Source organism: Amaricoccus sp., from assembly GCF_017995835.1.
Taxonomy (GTDB): Bacteria; Pseudomonadota; Alphaproteobacteria; order Rhodobacterales; family Rhodobacteraceae; genus Amaricoccus.
In genome coordinates, this window is sequence record NZ_JAGOID010000004.1 from 1 (window position 1) to 17,045 (window position 17,045).

Here is a 17,045-nt window from a genome sequence, read left to right on the forward strand (position 1 = left end):
CGCCGACCGTGCCGAGGAGCACGACGTAGAGCAGGCTCACCACCAGCTCGAACTGGCCGTAGCGGCGCAGCATGACGAGCAGCTCCACGCCGAGCGTCGAGCCGAGGAGCCCGCCGGCGAGGAGCACGCATCCCATCTTCACGTCGACGGTGCGGCGCTGGAGGTGGACGAGGAGCGCCGAGAACGACGAGCCGGCGATCTGGTTCGCCGCCGAGGCGACGGCGACCGCCGGGGGGATGCCGAGGAAGAACAGGAGCGGCGTCAGGACGAAGCCGCCGCCGACCCCGAACAGGCCGGAAAGCACGCCGACCATCCCCCCGATTCCGAGCAACAGCAGCGCGTTGACGGAGATCTCGGCGATGGGCAGGTAAATCTGCATGGACGGGGACTACTCGCGCGGCCTCGGGCGCCAAACTAGCCGTTGCGACGGAGGGGATCACGGGGAAAATTTTCCCCGGCGAGGCGCGGGGAGGAGGGCGAGGGTGGGGTCCGCCTTGCGGCCGCCGCCGGGTTGTGTCTTCTGCATTTCCCGGGAGAATATGCATGAGCGCCGAAGCCGCCCCGCCGGACAAGACCGAAGCCGCGCGCCGGTTCCTCCGGGTGCTGCCGCTCTGCTGTGCGCTCGGCATGGAGGTGGTGGAGGCGGGCGACGGCTGGGTGCTGACGTCTCTCGACTATGACCCCCGTTTCGTCGGCGACCCGGCGACGGGCGTCCTGCACGGCGGCGTCGTCACCGCACTCCTCGACACCAGCGGCGGGGCGTCGGTCCTGCTTCACCCGGCCGGCTCGGTCTCGACGGCGACGATCGACCTTCGCATCGACTACCTGCGTCCCGCCGAGCCCGGCCAGCGGCTGTTCGCCCGCGCGGAGTGCTATCGCATGACCCGCACCGTCGCCTTCGTCCGCGCCCATGCCTGGACCCGCTCGCCCGAGGACGTCGTCGCGACGATGGCCGGGGCGTTTACGGTGGAGCGGCCGGCATGAGCGTGCGCAATCCCGAGCCGGTGCAGGTCGTCAAGCAGCGTCGCGACGCCGCGCTCGCGCGCATGGTCGAGGCGGTGCCCTACGCCCGCTTCCTCGGCGTCACCTTCGAGCGCAAGGGCGACGAGCTGACCTGTCGCCTCGCCTACGACGAGAAGCTGATCGGCAACCCGGCGCTCCCGGCGCTGCACGGCGGCGCCATCGGCTCGTTCCTCGAGATCGCCGCGATCATGGAGCTCGCCTGGGCGCAGGTCTGGGACCGCATGGAATCCGGCGGTCCGGCCGCCGAGGCGATCGAGCGCGGCGAGTTCCCGCCGCTGCCGAAGACCATCGACTTCACCGTCGACTACCTGCGAACCGGTCTGCCCCGGGACGGCTATGCCCGCGCCCGGGTCAACCGCATGGGCCGGCGCTACGCCAGCGTGCATGTGGAAGCCTGGCAGGACAACCGCGCCCGGCTGTTCGCGCAGGCAACGGGCCACTTCCTGATGCCGAACGGCGCGCTCTGACCGGCGCGGGCGCGCCGGTCCGGTCGTCTTCACTCCTGCCGCGGTCGCGCCTATGCTGGCGGCGCACCCGCAACCCCGGTCCCCCGAATGTCCACCTCCGCCGTCACCCATCGCAGGGTGCTCGCCATCGCGATACCGATCGTCTTCTCGAACGCCACCGTGCCTCTGCTCGGGGCGGTCGACACCGCGGTGGTGGGCCAGCTCGGCGAGGCCGCGCCGATCGGGGCCGTCGGCATCGGCGCCGTCATCCTCGCCACGATCTACTGGGTGCTCGGCTTCCTGCGCATGGGCACGACCGGCCTCGTCGCCCAGGCGAAGGGCGCGGGAGACGTCGCCGAGACCGGCGCGCTGCTGATGCGCGGCCTGATCATCGCCTTCGCCGCCGGCATCGTCTTCATCGTCGGCCAGGGCGCGATCGTCTGGGCCGCCTTCCGTCTCGCCCCGGCTTCCGCCGAGGTCGAGGCTCTTGGCCGGGCCTATCTCGCGATCCGCATCTGGGGCGCGCCGGCGACCATCGCGCTCTATGCCGTCACCGGCTGGCTCATCGCGCTGGAGCGCACCTGCGCGGTGCTGGTCCTCCAGCTCGCCCAGAACGGCCTCAACGTCGTTCTTTCGATCCTGTTCGTGCTGCGATTTCACTGGGGCGTGCCCGGCGTGGCCGCGGCGACGCTGATCGCCGAATGGTCGGGGCTCGCCCTCGGCGTGTGGCTGTGCCGCCCGGCCTTCGCCGGCGAGCAGTGGCGCGACTGGGGCCGGGTCTTCGATCGCGCCCGCATCGCCCGCATGGCCGCCGTGAACGGCGACATCCTGATCCGCTCCGTCGTGTTGCAGGCGAGCTTCACCACCTTCCTGTTTCTCGGGGCCGGGCTCGGGGACGTGACGCTGGCCGCGAACCAGATCCTGCTGCAATTCCTCTCCGTCACGGCCTACGCTCTCGACGGCTTCGCCTTTGCCGCCGAGGCGCTCGTCGGCCAGGCGATGGGCGCGGGCCGTCGCGCCGAGCTGCGTCGCGGCGCCATCGTGGCCTCGCAATGGGCTTTCGCCGGCGCCGCGGCGATCGCCCTCGCCATCGCGCTGGCGGGACCGGCGATCATCGACCTGATGAGCACGGCGCCTGAGGTCCGCGCCACCGCGCGGACCTATCTGCCCTGGCTGGTCCTCGGCCCGATCGTCGGCGTCACGGCCTGGATGTTCGACGGCATCTTCATCGGTGCGACCCGCACCCGCGACATGCGCAACGCGGCGCTCGTCTCGGTGGCGATCTATGCCGCCGCCGTCGCGGCGCTGGTTCCCGTCTTCGGCAACCACGGCCTCTGGGGCGGGCTCACCATCCTCAACCTCGCCCGCGCCGTGACGCTCGCCCGCCGCTACCCGGCGCTCGAGGCCGCGGCGCCGGGCTGAGGCGGGGCGGCTGCTTCCGTTCGGCGCTGCCTCCGAGGTTGCGGGGACTCCCCCGCGGCATGTAGACGGGGCGGACCCCGGAGGCCAGCGAGGACCGGATGGACGCGGAGACCGCCCGCCCAGAGATCGTGCGCCCGGAGGCGGCGGGGGTCGTCGTCGTGGGCGCTGTCCGGGCCGGCGCGTCGCCGGTCGTGCGGGCGGACCTCGGGGTGCGCGCCTGATGCGGATCGTCGGCGGGGCGCGGCGCGGGCTGAAGCTCGCCGAGCCGGGGGCGGGCGACCCTGCCGCGCGGCTGCGTCCGACGTCCGACCGCGCCCGCGAGGCGCTCTTCAACCTGCTGGCGCACGGCCCCGGCGGCGATCCCGTTCCGGGCGCCCGCGTGCTCGATCTCTTCGCCGGTACCGGCGCGCTGGGGCTCGAGGCGCTGTCGCGCGGCGCCGCTTGGGCGACCTTCGTGGAGATGGGGCGGCCGGCGCTGGCGCTTCTGGCCGCCAACATCGGCAAGTTCCGGGCCGGGGCCGACACCGAGGTGATCGCCGCGGACGCCACCCGGCTCGGGCGGCGCGCCGTCGCGCCGTTCGATCTCGTCTTCCTCGACCCGCCCTATGGGCGCGGCCTCGGCGAGCAGGCGCTGGCCGCGGCCCAGGCCGGCGGCTGGCTCGCGCCGGGTGCGCTCGTCGCCTGGGAGGAGGGCGGTCCGGTCCGGCCCCCGGCCGGCTTCGTCCCGCTCGACGTCCGCCGCTACGGCGCCGCCACCCTGACGCTGCTGCGGCATGGCGCGTGACCCGGGAGCGACGATATCCAGAATGCCCGAAGGAGCCTTCCCCGACGTGAGCACCGCCCAGAGCCGTCAGGACGGCAGCGCCCGCGCGCTGCTCGCCGAGGTGTTCGGCTTCGCCGATTTCCGCCCCGGGCAGGAGGAGATCGTCTCCGCCGTCGAGGCCGGCCGCGACGTGCTCGCGATCATGCCGACCGGCGGCGGCAAGTCTCTGCTCTACCAGTTGCCGGCGCTGACGCGGCCCGGCGTCACCCTGGTGGTATCGCCGCTGATCGCGCTGATGCGCGACCAGGTTCGCGCGTTGCAGGCCGCGGGCGTCGCCGCCGGGGCGATGACCTCGCAATCGACCCGCGAGGAGACGGCGGAGACCTTCGACGCGCTCGACGCGGGGCGGCTGAAGCTGCTCTACATGGCGCCCGAGCGCCTCGCCGCGCCGGGGACGGCCGCGCTCCTGAAGCGCGTTGGCGTCGCGCTCCTCGCGGTGGACGAGGCGCATTGCGTCAGCCAGTGGGGGCATGACTTCCGCCCCGACTACCTGCGCATCGGCGCGCTGCGCGCGAGCCTCGGCGGCGTGCAGACGGTGGCCTGCACCGCCACCGCCGACGCCGACACCCGCGCCGAGATCGTCTCGCGGCTGTTCGACGGGTCCGGGCCCGCGACCTTCCTGCGCGGCTTCGACCGGCCGAACCTCGCGCTCGCCTTCCGGCCGAAGAACGAGCCGCGCCGGCAGCTGATGGATTTCGTCGCCGCGCGCCGCGGCCGCTCCGGCATCGTCTACTGCGCCAGCCGGGCGCGCACCGAGAGCCTCGCGCAGGCGTTCAACGACGCTGGCCACAGCGCGGTCGCCTACCACGCCGGCCTCGATCCCGAGTCGCGCCGCGCCGCGGAGACCCGCTTCCAGCGCGAGGACGGGCTGATCGTCTGCGCCACGATCGCCTTCGGCATGGGCGTCGACAAGCCCGACATCCGCTATGTCGCCCACGCCGACCTGCCGAAGTCGATCGAGGCGTATTACCAGGAGATCGGCCGCGCCGGGCGCGACGGCGCCCCGGCCGAGACGCTGACGCTCTACGGGCCCGACGACATCCGCCTGCGCCGCACCCAGATCGACGAGGGCCAGGCCCCGCCGGAACGGAAGGCGGCCGATCACCGGCGGCTGAACGCGCTTCTCGGCCTCGCCGAGGCGCCGCGCTGTCGCCGCCAGACGCTGCTCGCCTATTTCGGCGAGCGCTTCGACCCGCCTTGCGACAACTGCGACCTCTGCGCCGAAAAGCCGCCGCTCTTCGACGCCACCGAGGCGGCCCGCAAGGCGTTCTCGGCCATCCTGCGCACCGGCGAGAGCTTCGGGGCCGAGCACCTGATCGCCATCCTGCGCGGGGACGCCACCGAGAAGGTGCTGCGCCGGGGCCACGAGCGGTTGCCGACCTTCGGGGTCGGCCGCGAGTTCACCGCGCCGCAGTGGAAGACGATCTTTCGCCAGCTGATGGGCCTCGACCTGATCCGCCCCGACCCGTCGCGCCATGGCGCGCTGCGCCTCACCGAGGACGCCCGCCCGGTGCTGCGCGGCGAGGCGGCGCTGGAACTGCGCGCCGATTCCGTCGCGCGCGCGCCCGGCCGCCGCGAGCCGGTGGCGCTGGTCGCCGAGGAGGACGAGGGCCTGCTGTCGGCGCTGAAGGCCCGGCGCCGGGCGCTGGCCGACGCGGCCGGGGTTCCGGCCTACGTCGTCTTCCCCGACCGGACGCTGATCGAGATGGCGACCACGCGGCCTGACACGCTCGACGCGCTGGGGCGGATCACCGGCGTCGGCGCGGTCAAGCTCGCGCGCTACGGCGTGGAATTCCTCGCGGTGCTGACCGGCGAGGTCCCGGCGCCGTCGCACCCCGCCCGCATCCGCCTGGCGGCGAACGGCGGCGGCTCGCTCTATGACCGGCTCCACGCCGCTCAGGTCGCGCTTGCCCGCGGCCCGGACGGTCTCGGCAAGCCGCTCAACTGCACCGCGACGACGCTGGCGAAGATCGCCGAGGCCCGCCCGCGCGACCTCGCCGCCCTCGGGCGCATCCAGGGCATGGGCCCGCAGAAGGTCGAGCGCTTCGGCGCGGCTTTCCTCGCCATTCTCTCCGAATCGGCGGAGGGCTGATACCGGCGAGTCTACCGGGCCACCCGGCGCAACACGGGCTAACACGCGTGATAGGTATGGTAACTACCTGAGTACACAAGATAAAAGTGCCAGAGGTCAAAAAAGGTCCGCGAGTCGTTTCGTGAGCCCGCCGGTATGAAGCGCTGCGGTGGCGCCGCGTCGAGGTCGCACGGGTGGCGCCGTTGCGCCCGCGGCGCGTGGCGCCGTTGCGCCGGCGGCGCCGCCTCTCCGCTTCGGCCGTGGCGCGGTTTCGGCGGTCGGTCAGGGCGCGTCTGCTCCCGATCCGGCGGTTCGCCCGTCGGCGGCAGGCGCGCCGTCACCTGCGCCGTCCCCGGCGAGCACCCGCATCGCCACGGCGGCGGCGAAGACGAAGAGCGCCGCCTCGGCCACGAACACCGCGCCGTAGCCGGCGGCCGGATCGCCGGCGAGGCCGCGCGCGAGGTCGGCCGAGGCGGCGCCGAGGAAGCCGCCGAAGCCGGCGGCCAGCGCCTGCGCGGCGCCCCAGAGGCCCATCCGGGTGCCTTCGCGTTTGCCGCGCCCGTCGCTGGCGAGCTGCATCATCGCGCCGACGGCGGCCACGGCGAAGACGCCGTTGAAGGCGCCGAGGCTGAAGACGATCGCCCGGAGCGGGGCGCCGGGCCCGGCCAGCCCGGCAGCGGCGAGCCCGCCGAGCGCCGCGGCGGATCCGAGGCAGCCCGCCACGGTCCAGGTCCGCATCGAGCCCACGCCGAACCCGCTCGCCGCCACGCCCACCGTCAGCATCCCGAGGAAGACCCCGCCGTGCTGGAGCCCGGCCATGGAGGTGGACTGGCCGGGGGTGAAGGCGAAGACGTGGCCGGCGAAGGGCTCGAGAATCAGCTCCTGCATGAAGTAGGCGGTCATCGACAGACCGACGAAGAGCGTGAACGCCCGCGCGCGCGGTTCTGCCCAGACCTGGGCGAGCGCCTCGCGGAAGGGCGTGCGCGGCCCCCCGGTGGCAGGGGCGTGCGTGCCGCGCTCCACACCGTGCATCGCCGCGACGGCGAGCGCGACGGCGATGCAGGCGACCGCGGCGACGACCCGGACGAGCCGGGCGGGCGTATAGGGGTCGAGGGCCGCGCCGACGCCGATCGCGGTCAGCGCCGAACCGAGGATCATCATCAGCCACACGATCGTCGCGGCGGCGGCGCGCCGCTCCGGTGCGGTCGCGGTCGCGAGCAGCGCCAGCAGCGAGGTGCTCGCCGCCCCGGCCCCGAAGCCTATCAGGGTGAAGCCGGCCGCCGCCAGCGCGATCCCGGAGCCCGGGCGCTCCGCCATCACGGCGATCGCCAGCGTGGCGAGCATGCCGCCGCCCGCCAGCGCCGCCACGCCGCCGAGGATCCAGCGCGTGCGCGCCCCGCCCGTGTCGGAGCGCCAGCCCCAGTTCGGGCGCGTCACCTGCAAGGCGTAGTAGAGCCCGACCAGCGCCCCGGGCAGCACCGCGGGCAGGGCCAGCTCCACCACCATCACCCGATTGAGCGTCGAGGTCGTCAGCGCGACGATCGATCCGATCGCCGCCTGCACCATCCCGAGCCGGACGACGTCGATCCAGCCGAGCCGGCGCGCTGCCTGCGTCATCCTGAGTCCTCCGGTCGGGAATACGAGACCTAGCACAGGGTCGGGGCGTTGCCAAAGCCGCGGCGGTCGCAAGCCCTTGTCGAACGAAAAAAGAACGGGCACCATATCCGGGAAAGAGAGGCCCGACGGATGTCCGAACCGATTCTCGTTTGCCCTTGCTGCGGGACGGAGATCCCGCTGACGCAGTCGCTGGCGGCCCCGCTGCTGGCGGCGGAGCGCAAGGCCATCGCCGCGCGCGAGGCGTCGCTGGCCGCGGCCCGCGCCAGCCTTGACGCCGAGGTTGCGGCCCGTGTCGAAGCCGAGCGCCCGCGCCTCGCCGGCGAGGCCGAGGCGGCCGCCGCGGCCGAGATGTCCGCGCTGCGCGCCGAGCTGGCCGCGCGCGAGGCGAAGCTCGCCGAGGCCCAGGCGGCGCAGGCCGAGGCGATGCGCCGCACCCGCGAGATCGACGAGGCCCGGCGCGAGCTCGACCTGACCATCGAACGCCGCGTGGCCGAGGGGCTCGCGGCCGTGCAGGCCGCGGCCCGCGTCCAGGCCGAGGAGGCGATGCGGCTCAAGGTCGCCGAGAAGGAGCAGCAGCTTGCCGGCATGCAGCGCACGATCGACGAGCTGAAGCGCCGCGCCGAGCAGGGCAGCCAGCAGCTTCAGGGAGAGGTCCTGGAGCTGGACCTCGAGGCCGCGCTCGCCGCGCGCTTTCCGACCGACCTCGTCGAGCCAGTGGCCAAGGGCGTTCACGGGGCCGACCTGGTGCAGCGCGTCACCGCGTCGGGCGGCCTGCGCGCCGGGGTGATCCTGTGGGAGACCAAGCGCGCCCGGGTCTGGCAGGACGGCTGGCTCGCCAAGCTCCGCGCCGACCAGCGCGCCCAGGGGGCCGAGATCGCGGCGCTGGTGTCCGAGGCGCTGCCGAAGGGGATCGACGGCTTCGGCCTCGTCGACGGGATCTGGGTGGCGCCGCCGCGGCTGGCGCTGGCGCTGGCCGCCGCGCTGCGCTGCGGGCTTCTCGACCTCGCCGCCGCCCGCGTCGCGCAGGAGGGCCAGGGCACCAAGACCGAACTGGTCTACGACTACCTGCGCAGCCCGCGCTTCCGCCACCGGGTCGAGGCGATCGCCGAGCGTTTCAGCGACATGGCCGCGGATCTCGACCGCGAGAAGAAGACGACGCAGCGCCTCTGGGCCAAGCGCGAGATGCAGATTTCCGGCGTGCTGGACGCGACCTACGGTCTCTACGGCGACCTGCAGGGCATCATGGGCAAGGCCCTGCCCGGCATCGACGGCCTCGACGCACCGATGCTCGACGCGCCGGACGAGGGACTGCACGCTGCGGAATGACGGTCACGGGATTGATCCGCGTCGGCGACGCGCAGACCTCCGGCGGCCTGACAGGTTTCCGTCGGAAGACTTCGGCGTCAAAGGTTTACGGCGGATCCTTCGATGCACACCCCATGCACAACGTATGCACAACGCATATGCCAGGCAAAAGAGTCGGGATTGAATCGTTAATGCAGGCGCGAGGCATTCAGGCGGAGGCCGTATAACACCGCCGGCATGTGCAGTCGCCAGCCCTGTCCGTCGCGTCCCGGCCCGCTTTGGCCGGCGCTTCACGTATCCGACTTTGGTCGAACTCGACTCGAACGAGATCAATGGTTTGGCTGGACCTTGCGCCTCGGGCGAGACCGCTGCGCGGGCGGGAAGGTTGACTTTCGCGGCCGGGCGCGCAATCGAACGGGTGACGCGCCGCGGGTTCGCCCCGATTTGGCGCCGTCCCACGGCCGCGTGACGCTGCGAACGAAGGACGAGAGCGATGAGCTACGACGCGCTGTTCCGCGAGCAGCTGGACGCCCTGAAGGCGGAGGGCAACTACCGGGTCTTCGCCGAACTGGAGCGCCGCGCCGGCGCGTTCCCCGCCGCCGTCCGCCATGTCGACGGCGGCAGGGGCGACGTCACCGTCTGGTGCTCGAACGACTATCTCGGGATGGGCCAGCACCCGGACGTGCTCGCCGCCATGCACGAGGCGCTCGACCGCTGCGGAGCCGGCGCCGGCGGCACGCGCAACATCTCCGGCACCAACCACGACCACGTGCTGCTCGAGGCCGAGCTCGCGGATCTGCACGGCAAGGAGGCGGCGCTTCTCTTCACCTCCGGCTACGTCTCGAACTGGGCGACCCTCGGCACCCTCGGCGCGCGCCTGCCCGGCGTGGTGATCCTGTCCGACGCGCTGAACCACGCCTCGATGATCGAGGGCATCCGTCACGCGCGTTGCGACCGGCGGATCTGGCGGCACAACGACCCGGCCGACCTCGAGCGCCAGCTCGCGGCGATCGAGCCGGGCCGCCCGAAGATCGTCGCCTTCGAGAGCGTCTATTCCATGGACGGCGACATCGCGCCCATGGAGGAGATCGTCGAGGTGGCGGAGCGCCACGGCGCGATGACCTATCTCGACGAGGTGCATGCGGTCGGCCTCTACGGCCCCCGCGGCGGCGGCGTCGCCGAGGAGCGGGGGCTGATGGAGCGCATCGACCTGATCGAGGGCACGCTCGGCAAGGCCTTCGGCGTCGTCGGCGGCTACATCGCCGGGTCGTCCGCGCTCGTCGATTTCGTGCGCAGTTTCGCCAGCGGCTTCATCTTCACCACCGCCCTGCCGCCGGCGATCGCCGCGGGCGCGCGGGCGTCGGTCCGCCACCTCAAGTCCAGCCAGGTCGAGCGGCTGCGCCAGCGTCGCCAGGTCGCCCGCCTGCGCGAGCGGCTCGACGCGATCGGCATCCCGCACCTGCGCAATCCGAGCCACATCGTCCCGGTGATGGTGAACGATCCGGTCAAGTGCAAACTGATCTCGGACATCCTGCTCGGCGAGTTCGGCATCTATGTCCAGCCGATCAACTATCCGACGGTCCCGCGGGGTTCCGAGCGCCTGCGCTTCACGCCGTCTCCGCTGCACACGGACGAGGAACTCGCCCGGCTCGTTTCCGCGCTCGGCGCGCTCTGGTCCCGCTGCGCCCTGTCGCGGGCCGTCGCCTGAGAGAGGCTTGCATTTTCCGACCGTAACTGTCAGGTATGTACCTGAACTGAATCGGTCGGGAATTCGTGGTGGCGCAGCGCATCCGAATCGACACTCGGGCCGGCATGGGCGCTCCGCGGCCATGATCGTCTGCTCCTGCACCGGCGTCACCGATCGCGACATTCGCCAGGCCATCGCCTGGATGCGGGCCTCCGATCCCCTGACGCTGATCACGCCCGGCAAGATCTACCGCGCCCTCGGCAAGTCCGCGAACTGCGGCGGCTGCGTGCGCCTCTTCATCGAGCACATCCGCTCCGACGAGAACTTCGCCGTTCCGGTGGAACTGCGGAACCTGCGCGGCGCCACACTGGCGCGCAGCGTCGAGGAGGCCTGAACCCGGGCTTCCGGTTTTAGAACGATTCCATATTGCGGGTCCGGTCCGGCTCCCGTAGGTTGCCTGTGCGTGGGCGTCTGGCCCTCGGCGGCACACCGAAGGGGATGAGCGATGAAGGGTGACAAGGGCGTCATCGAGTACCTCAACAAGGCGCTCCGGAGCGAGCTGACCGCGATCAGCCAGTACTGGCTGCATTACCGTCTGCAGGCCGACTGGGGCGTCGGCAAGCTCGCGGAGAAGTCGCGCAAGGAGTCCATCGAGGAGATGGGCCACGCCGACAAGCTGATGGACCGCATCATCTTCCTCGAGGGGCATCCGAACCTTCAGACGCTCGATCCGCTCCGCATCGGCGAAAGCCCGGTCGAGGCGCTGAAGTGCGACCTGGCCGCCGAGTACGACGCGCGCACGCTCTACAAGGAGGCCCGCGACTACTGCGACAAGGTCGGCGACTACGTGTCGAAGAACCTTTTCGAGGAGCTGATGGGCGACGAGGAAGGCCATATCGACTTTCTCGAGACGCAGCTCGATCTCGTCGAGCGGATCGGCGAGCAGAACTGGAACCAGCTCAACGCCAAGTCCACGGACGAGGTCGAATAGACCACGGGCCGTGCGGCGACCGGCTACCCGCTCTTGCGCCGGCGGTCCACGGGCCGTCCGGCGTCGCCGTAGCGCCGCTGCATCCCGGCGCCGCGGCGGCGTACCGCGCCCGGGGTCTGCACGAGTGACGGTGGCCGTCGCGATCTGGACGCAATTCCAACAGGTTGACGCCTGCCCGCCGGGCGATTGACAAGGCGGGACCCCGCGATGATGGTTGTTCCGCTGCATTCCCCGGAAACACGGGGCGGGCGGGAGGATCGCGCGATGACAGGGACGGAGGCCCCGGAGAGAGGCGCCGCGCTGCGTGGACGGGTCGGGCGATGAGCTATCTCGGCATCGACATCGGCACGTCGTCGGTCAAGTCGGCGCTGTTCGACGACCGGCAGCGGCTGATCGGGCAGGCCTCCGTCCCGCTCGACATCTCGCGCCCGCAGGCGGGCTGGTCCGAGCAGGACCCGGAGGCTTGGTGGGCCGCCGTCGAGGCGACGCTCGACCGCCTGGCGGCCGAGCACGGGCTCGGCGGGCTGCGCGGCGTCGGCCTGTCGGGACAGATGCACGGGGCCGTGCTGCTCGACGCCGACGACCGGGTGCTGCGGCCGGCGATCCTGTGGAACGACGGCCGTTCCGGGGCGGAATGCGCCGAGATCGAGGCGGCTTTCCCGCGCGCCCGAGAGATCGCGGGCAACATCGCCATGGCGGGGTTCACCGCGCCGAAGCTCGCCTGGGTCGCAAGGCACGAGCCGCGGATCTTCGAGCACGTCTCGACCGTTCTCCTGCCCAAGGACTACGTGCGCTTCCGCCTGACCGGGCACCATGTTTCGGACATGTCCGACGCCTCCGGCACGCTGTGGCTCGATGTCGCGGCGCGCGACTGGTCGGACGACCTCCTCGAGGCGACCGGGCTCAACCGCGCGCAGATGCCGCGACTGGTCGAGGGCTCCGAGTCCTCGGGCGAGCTGCTGCCCGAGCTGGCGCGGCGCTGGGGCGTCACGGGTCCGGCGGTCGTCGCCGGCGGGGCGGGCGACAATGCAGCGGCCGCCTGCGGAGTGGGGGTGGTCACCCCGGGCTCCGCCTTCGTCTCGATCGGGACCTCGGGCGTGCTCTTCGTCTCGAACGCACGGTTTTCGCCGAACACCGCCGGCGCGGTGCATGCCTTCTGCCACGCCATCCCGGACACCTGGCACCAGATGGGGGTGATCCTGTCGGCGGCGGACAGCCTGGAATGGCTGTCGCGGATCACCGGCCGGCCGGCCCGCGACCTTGCCGCCGCGGTCGGCGCGCCGGATCGGGCCTCGCCGGTGGCGTTCCTGCCCTATCTCTCCGGCGAGCGGACCCCCCACAACGACCCCGCGGCGCGCGGGGCCTTCGTCGGGCTCGCGCAGGCGCATGATGCGACCGATCTCGCGCAGGCGGTGATGGAGGGCGTCGCCTTCGCCTTCGCCGACTGCCAGGCGGCGCTCGCCGCGGCGGGGACGGACTTCGACAGCGCGCTCGCCGTCGGCGGCGGCTCGCGCTCCGACGCCTGGCTCAGGATCATCGCAGCGGCGCTCGACCGGCCGCTCCGCCTCGCCGCCGACAGCGATATCGGCGCCGCGCTCGGCGCCGCGCGCCTCGCCCTTTGCGCCGCCGAGGGCGCCGACCCGCACGAGGTCTGCGCCGCGCCGGAGACCTTGCGGGTGATCGCGCCCGACCCGGGCCTCGCGGCCTCGTACCGCGAGGCCCTGGCCCGGCACCGGGCGCTCTATCCGGCGCTGAAGGGCGCCTAGGTCGGCAGCGCGCCGCCCCCGGAGTTTCCTTTCAAAGCCCACGGAAAGGCCACGGCATGAGCGACTTCTTCGCCGGCATCGACAAGATCCCGTTCAAGGGCCCCGACAGCGACGACCCGCTCGCCTATCGCTTCTACGAGCCGGCGCGGATCGTACTCGGCAAGCCGATGGCCGAGCAGCTCCGCATCGCCGTCGCCTACTGGCACTCCTTCGCCTGGCCGGGGAGCGACCCGTTCGGCGGCCCGACCTTCGAGCGGCCGTGGTTCGACGGCGGGATGGAGGCGGCGCGGCTGAAGGCCGAGGTCGCCTTCGAGATGTTCTCGATCCTCGGCACGCCGTTCTACACCTTCCACGACCGCGACGTCGCGCCCGAGGGCCGGAGCCTCGCCGAGTCGAGCCGCAACGTGCGCGAGATCGCCGACGTCTTCGCGAAGAAGCAGGAGGAGACCGGCGTGAAGCTCCTCTGGGGGACCGCCAACCTCTTTTCCAACCGGCGCTACATGGCCGGCGCGGCGACCAACCCCGACCCGGACGTGTTCGCCTACGCGGCGGCGCAGGTGAAGGACGCGATCGACGTCACCCACCGGCTCGGCGGCGCGAACTACGTGCTCTGGGGCGGCCGCGAGGGCTACGAGACCCTGCTCAACACCGACATGAAGGCGGAGCTCGACCATGCCGGGCGGTTCCTCGCCATGGTGGTCGACTACAAGCACAGGATCGGCTTTCCGGGCGCGATCCTGATCGAGCCGAAGCCGCAGGAACCGACCAAGCACCAGTACGACTACGACGTCGCCACCGTCTTCAGCTTCCTGAAGCGGTTCGGGCTGGAGGCGGAGGTCAAGGTCAACATCGAGGTCGGGCACGCCGTCCTCGCCGGGCATTCCTTCGAGCACGAGATCGCCACGGCGGCGGCGCTCGGGATCTTCGGATCGGTGGACGCCAACCGCAACGACTACCAGTCGGGCTGGGACACCGACCAGTTCCCGAACAACGCGCCAGAGATGGCGCTGGCCGTCTACTGCATCCTGAAGGCCGGCGGCTTCACCACCGGCGGCTTCAATTTCGATTCGAAGCTCCGGCGCCAGTCGCTCGATCCCCGGGACCTGATCGCCGCCCATGTCGGCGGCGTCGACATCTGCGCCCGGGCGCTCCTCTCGGCCGCCGCGATGGTCGAGGACGGCGGACTCGAGAAGGCGCTCGCGGCGCGCTACGCCGGGTGGGAGAGCCCCGAGGCCCGGGCGATGCTGACCTCGGACCTCGAGACGATAGCGGCGCGGGTCGACCGGGAGGGCCTCGAGCCGCAGCCGCGCTCGGGGCGGCAGGAGATGCTGGAGAACTGGGTCAACCGCTTCGTCTGACCCGGACTCCCGTGCGCCGGTCCGCCCGTGCCGGGCGGACCCATGCGCCGCGTCGACGTCGCGCGCGTGGCGGCGTTCCGCTCGCGGCGCGCTGCGACGTCGCGCCGGCGGCGCCGTTTTCCAGCCTCCGGCGTCTGGCGGGGCGGAAACGTGGTCCGTTCCGCGCCCCGGGGCCGGGCGTCAGGCGGCTGCGAGCCGGCCGCGCACCAGCTTCTCGTAGTCGCCGGCGATCGACCGGGTAAGCGCGCCGACCTCGAAGCTGTAGTCGCCGATCGAGCCGACCGGCGTCACCTCGGCGGCGGTTCCGGTGAGCCAGCACTGCTCGAAGCCCTCCATCTCGGCGGGTTCGATATGGCGTTCCACCACCTTGACGCCGCGCTCCTTCAGCATCTGGACCACGGTCTGGCGGGTGATGCCGTTGAGGAAGCAGTCGGGCTTCGGGGTGTGGACTTCCTCGCCCTTGACGAAGAACACGTTGGCGCCGGTCGCCTCGGCGACGTAGCCGCGATAGTCCATCATCAGCGCGTCCGAACAGCCCTTCGCTTCGGCGGCGTGCTTCGACATGGTGCAGATCATGTAGAGCCCGGCCGCCTTGGCGAAGGAGGGGATCGTCTCCGGCGAGGGGCGCTTCCAGGCCGAGATGTCAAGCTTCGCGCCCTTCATCTTGGCGTCGCCGTAGTAGGCGCCCCATTCCCAGACCGCGATGGCGAGGTGGACGGGGTTGCGCGACGAGGCGACGCCCATGTCCGGGCCGGAGCCGCGCCAGATCACCGGGCGGACATAGGCGTCGGTGAAGCCGTTCTTCGCCAGCGTCGCGACCTTGGCGGCCTCGATCTCGTCCGCGGTGAAGGGATGCGGAATGTCGAGATAGTCGCAGGACTTCAGCAGCCGCTCGGTGTGCTCGCGGCTCTTGAAGATGTTGCCCTCGTAGCAGCGCTCGCCCTCGAAGACCGACGAGGCGTAGTGCAGCGCATGGGTCAGCACGTGGACTTTGGCGTCGCGCCAGGGCACGAACGCCCCATCGACCCAGATGAACCCGTCGCGATCGTCGTATGCGCCAGCCATGGCGTTCGCTCCCTCGGTATTCCGATTGTTGCGCCCTGCTCCGCACCTGCGACAGTTTCTTCAGGACGCTGCGGGAGGCGGGGTAGCACTCGGGGCTTGGAATGTCAACAACGCTGACATAAACTGCGAAACGCCCCAGCAGGAACGCCCGATGGCTCAGAGCGGCTTCTCGATCAACCCGACCCGCAGCGAGCAGCTGCTGTTCCTGACCGACGACCAGCTCCGCCAGGGCATCGAGCTGATGTTCTTCGCCTATCGCGAGTTCACCGCCGACCCCGACCGCATCCTCGACTCCCGCGGCTACGGACGCGCGCACCATCGCGCCGTGCACTTCATCAACCGCAGGCCGGGGCTGACGGTGAACGAGCTTCTCGACTTCCTCGGGGTGACGAAGCAGTCGCTGAACCGGGTGCTGCGCCAGCTCGTCGAGGACGGACTGGTCGAGAGCCGGGTCGGCGCCGCCGACCGGCGCCAGCGCAACCTTCGGCTGACGGAAGCGGGCCGCGCGCTGGAGCACGAGCTTTCCGGGGCCCAGCGCCGCCGCATGCGGGCGGCCTTCTCGCTCGCCGGTCCGGAGGCGGTGCACGGCTTCCGCACCGTTCTGGAGGCGATGATCGATCCCGAGACCCGTGAGCGGGTGCTCGGGGCGCTCGACCGGGACCGGTCGTGAGCGAGGTCGCGGGGTCGACCGACCGGGCGCATGTCCTCGTGGTCGACGACGACGCGCGTATCCGGTCGCTGCTTCAGAAATTCCTGGCCCGCAACGGGTTTCTCGTCACCACCGCGCGCGACGCCGCCCATGCGCGGCGGCTGCTCGACGGGCTCGAGTTCGACATCCTGGTGCTCGACGTGATGATGCCGGGCGAGGACGGCGTGGCGCTGACCGCGTCCTTGCGCGAGACGCTGGCGACGCCGATCCTGCTGCTGACGGCGCGGGGGGATGCGGACGACCGCATCCGCGGGCTGGAGGCGGGGGCGGACGACTATCTCGGCAAGCCGTTCGAGCCGCGCGAGCTCCTGCTGCGGATCAACGCCATCCTGCGACGGGTGCCGAAGCCCGCGCCGAAGAGCGAGCCGCCGAAGACGCTGCAGCTCGGCGAGGTGCGCTACGACGTGAACCGGGGCGAGCTGTGGCGGGGGCGGGAAATGATCCGGCTGACCGCGACCGAGTCGATGCTGATGCGCATCTTCGCCGCCCGCGCCCACGAGCCGGTGACGCGGACCGAGCTGGTCGAGGACCTGGGCGGCGGCGTGGCCGAGGCGCAGGAGCGGGCGATCGACGTGCAGATCACCCGCCTGCGCCGCAAGATCGAGACCGATCCCCGCGTCCCGCGCTACCTTCAGACGGTGCGGGGGTCGGGCTACATGCTCGCGCCGGACTGAGGGCGGGGCTCCCGTTCCCGCGCGGCGGGCGCTCGGGGCGGGGAGACGGCGCCGCCGGCGCAACGGGGCAGCGCGCCGCGGGCGCCAC

17 protein-coding genes are annotated in these 17,045 nt (G+C 71.9%); 14 read left to right on the forward strand and 3 right to left on the reverse strand.

What is annotated here, in order from left to right:
* The coding region (locus tag KBA23_RS01165; RefSeq protein WP_290735724.1) for a TSUP family transporter at positions 1–379 on the reverse strand (379 nt) is incomplete at its 3' end.
* 164 nt (positions 380–543) lie between these two features.
* Between KBA23_RS01165 and KBA23_RS01170 the strand changes: the two genes are divergently transcribed.
* The 6 genes from KBA23_RS01170 (at position 544) to recQ (ending at position 5,806) form a co-directional block, all read left to right on the forward strand.
* Positions 544–984, forward strand: a complete 441-nt coding sequence (locus tag KBA23_RS01170; RefSeq protein ID WP_290735726.1) for a PaaI family thioesterase — start codon at positions 544–546, stop codon at positions 982–984.
* Positions 981–1,490 (forward strand): PaaI family thioesterase, encoded by a 510-nt coding sequence (locus KBA23_RS01175; RefSeq protein ID WP_290735729.1) that lies wholly within the window; start codon positions 981–983, stop codon positions 1,488–1,490. Before KBA23_RS01170 ends, KBA23_RS01175 begins: the two co-directional genes overlap by 4 nt.
* Positions 1,491–1,577: 87 nt before the next feature.
* Entirely contained in the window at positions 1,578–2,891 is a 1,314-nt protein-coding gene (locus tag KBA23_RS01180) for an MATE family efflux transporter (RefSeq protein ID WP_290735732.1), read from the forward strand.
* 98 nt (positions 2,892–2,989) lie between these two features.
* Positions 2,990–3,112 (forward strand): hypothetical protein, encoded by a 123-nt coding sequence (locus KBA23_RS01185; protein ID WP_290735735.1) that lies wholly within the window; start codon positions 2,990–2,992, stop codon positions 3,110–3,112.
* Positions 3,112–3,675 (forward strand): 16S rRNA (guanine(966)-N(2))-methyltransferase RsmD, encoded by a 564-nt coding sequence (rsmD, locus tag KBA23_RS01190; RefSeq protein WP_290735738.1) that lies wholly within the window; start codon positions 3,112–3,114, stop codon positions 3,673–3,675. Before KBA23_RS01185 ends, rsmD begins: the two co-directional genes overlap by 1 nt.
* 22 nt (positions 3,676–3,697) lie before the next feature.
* Positions 3,698–5,806: a DNA helicase RecQ gene (gene recQ, locus KBA23_RS01195; protein ID WP_290735741.1), complete on the forward strand. Its 2,109-nt coding sequence runs from the start codon at positions 3,698–3,700 to the stop codon at positions 5,804–5,806.
* 261 nt (positions 5,807–6,067) lie between these two features.
* Here the strand turns inward: recQ and KBA23_RS01200 are convergent, their stop codons facing one another.
* Entirely contained in the window at positions 6,068–7,402 is a 1,335-nt protein-coding gene (locus KBA23_RS01200) for a BCD family MFS transporter (RefSeq protein WP_290735742.1), read from the reverse strand.
* A gap of 129 nt (positions 7,403–7,531) precedes the next feature.
* Here KBA23_RS01200 and KBA23_RS01205 point away from each other — a divergent pair, with 129 nt between their 5' ends.
* From KBA23_RS01205 to xylA, 6 genes are all read left to right on the forward strand, one after another.
* The gene (locus KBA23_RS01205; protein WP_290735745.1) at positions 7,532–8,728 is read left to right on the forward strand and encodes a DUF2130 domain-containing protein; all 1,197 of its coding nucleotides are present in this window, start codon (positions 7,532–7,534) and stop codon (positions 8,726–8,728) included.
* A gap of 472 nt (positions 8,729–9,200) precedes the next feature.
* Entirely contained in the window at positions 9,201–10,415 is a 1,215-nt protein-coding gene (hemA, locus tag KBA23_RS01210) for a 5-aminolevulinate synthase (protein WP_290735748.1), read from the forward strand.
* A 121-nt stretch (positions 10,416–10,536) separates the two neighbouring features.
* Positions 10,537–10,788, forward strand: coding sequence for a bacterioferritin-associated ferredoxin (locus KBA23_RS01215; protein WP_290735751.1), 252 nt, complete (start codon positions 10,537–10,539; stop codon positions 10,786–10,788).
* Positions 10,789–10,899: 111 nt separating this feature from the next.
* On the forward strand, positions 10,900–11,385 hold the full coding sequence (gene bfr / locus KBA23_RS01220) for a bacterioferritin (RefSeq protein WP_290735754.1): 486 nt from the start codon (positions 10,900–10,902) through the stop codon (positions 11,383–11,385).
* Between the two features lie 320 nt (positions 11,386–11,705).
* Positions 11,706–13,151: a xylulokinase gene (gene xylB, locus KBA23_RS01225; protein WP_290735757.1), complete on the forward strand. Its 1,446-nt coding sequence runs from the start codon at positions 11,706–11,708 to the stop codon at positions 13,149–13,151.
* A 56-nt stretch (positions 13,152–13,207) separates the two neighbouring features.
* On the forward strand, positions 13,208–14,509 hold the full coding sequence (xylA, locus tag KBA23_RS01230; protein ID WP_290735760.1) for a xylose isomerase: 1,302 nt from the start codon (positions 13,208–13,210) through the stop codon (positions 14,507–14,509).
* Positions 14,510–14,689: 180 nt separating this feature from the next.
* On the opposite strand, the gene KBA23_RS01235 is transcribed toward xylA, so the two are convergent.
* Positions 14,690–15,574: a branched-chain amino acid aminotransferase gene (locus KBA23_RS01235; protein ID WP_290735763.1), complete on the reverse strand. Its 885-nt coding sequence runs from the start codon at positions 15,572–15,574 to the stop codon at positions 14,690–14,692.
* A 151-nt stretch (positions 15,575–15,725) separates the two neighbouring features.
* On the opposite strand from KBA23_RS01235, the gene KBA23_RS01240 reads away from it, so the two are divergent.
* Both KBA23_RS01240 and KBA23_RS01245 read left to right on the forward strand, forming a co-directional pair.
* Positions 15,726–16,244, forward strand: a complete 519-nt coding sequence (locus KBA23_RS01240; RefSeq protein WP_290735767.1) for a MarR family transcriptional regulator — start codon at positions 15,726–15,728, stop codon at positions 16,242–16,244.
* Complete coding sequence (locus KBA23_RS01245) at positions 16,241–16,957, forward strand: response regulator (RefSeq protein ID WP_290735770.1); 717 nt, start codon at positions 16,241–16,243, stop codon at positions 16,955–16,957. Before KBA23_RS01240 ends, KBA23_RS01245 begins: the two co-directional genes overlap by 4 nt.
* Positions 16,958–17,045 lie beyond the last annotated feature (88 nt).

Bases quoted from the DNA above. Each gene is read 5' to 3' on its own strand.
- KBA23_RS01170 (WP_290735726.1), top strand. From the start codon at position 544: ATGAGCGCCGAAGCCGCCCCGCCGGACAAGACCGAAGCCGCGCGCCGG.
- KBA23_RS01175 (WP_290735729.1), top strand. From the start codon at position 981: ATGAGCGTGCGCAATCCCGAGCCGGTGCAGGTCGTCAAGCAGCGTCGC.
- KBA23_RS01180 (WP_290735732.1), top strand. From the start codon at position 1,578: ATGTCCACCTCCGCCGTCACCCATCGCAGGGTGCTCGCCATCGCGATA.
- KBA23_RS01185 (WP_290735735.1), top strand. From the start codon at position 2,990: ATGGACGCGGAGACCGCCCGCCCAGAGATCGTGCGCCCGGAGGCGGCG.
- rsmD (WP_290735738.1), top strand. From the start codon at position 3,112: ATGCGGATCGTCGGCGGGGCGCGGCGCGGGCTGAAGCTCGCCGAGCCG.
- recQ (WP_290735741.1), top strand. From the start codon at position 3,698: ATGCCCGAAGGAGCCTTCCCCGACGTGAGCACCGCCCAGAGCCGTCAG.
- KBA23_RS01200 (WP_290735742.1), bottom strand. From the start codon at position 7,402: ATGACGCAGGCAGCGCGCCGGCTCGGCTGGATCGACGTCGTCCGGCTC.
- KBA23_RS01205 (WP_290735745.1), top strand. From the start codon at position 7,532: ATGTCCGAACCGATTCTCGTTTGCCCTTGCTGCGGGACGGAGATCCCG.
- hemA (WP_290735748.1), top strand. From the start codon at position 9,201: ATGAGCTACGACGCGCTGTTCCGCGAGCAGCTGGACGCCCTGAAGGCG.
- KBA23_RS01215 (WP_290735751.1), top strand. From the start codon at position 10,537: ATGATCGTCTGCTCCTGCACCGGCGTCACCGATCGCGACATTCGCCAG.
- bfr (WP_290735754.1), top strand. From the start codon at position 10,900: ATGAAGGGTGACAAGGGCGTCATCGAGTACCTCAACAAGGCGCTCCGG.
- xylB (WP_290735757.1), top strand. From the start codon at position 11,706: ATGAGCTATCTCGGCATCGACATCGGCACGTCGTCGGTCAAGTCGGCG.
- xylA (WP_290735760.1), top strand. From the start codon at position 13,208: ATGAGCGACTTCTTCGCCGGCATCGACAAGATCCCGTTCAAGGGCCCC.
- KBA23_RS01235 (WP_290735763.1), bottom strand. From the start codon at position 15,574: ATGGCTGGCGCATACGACGATCGCGACGGGTTCATCTGGGTCGATGGG.
- KBA23_RS01240 (WP_290735767.1), top strand. From the start codon at position 15,726: ATGGCTCAGAGCGGCTTCTCGATCAACCCGACCCGCAGCGAGCAGCTG.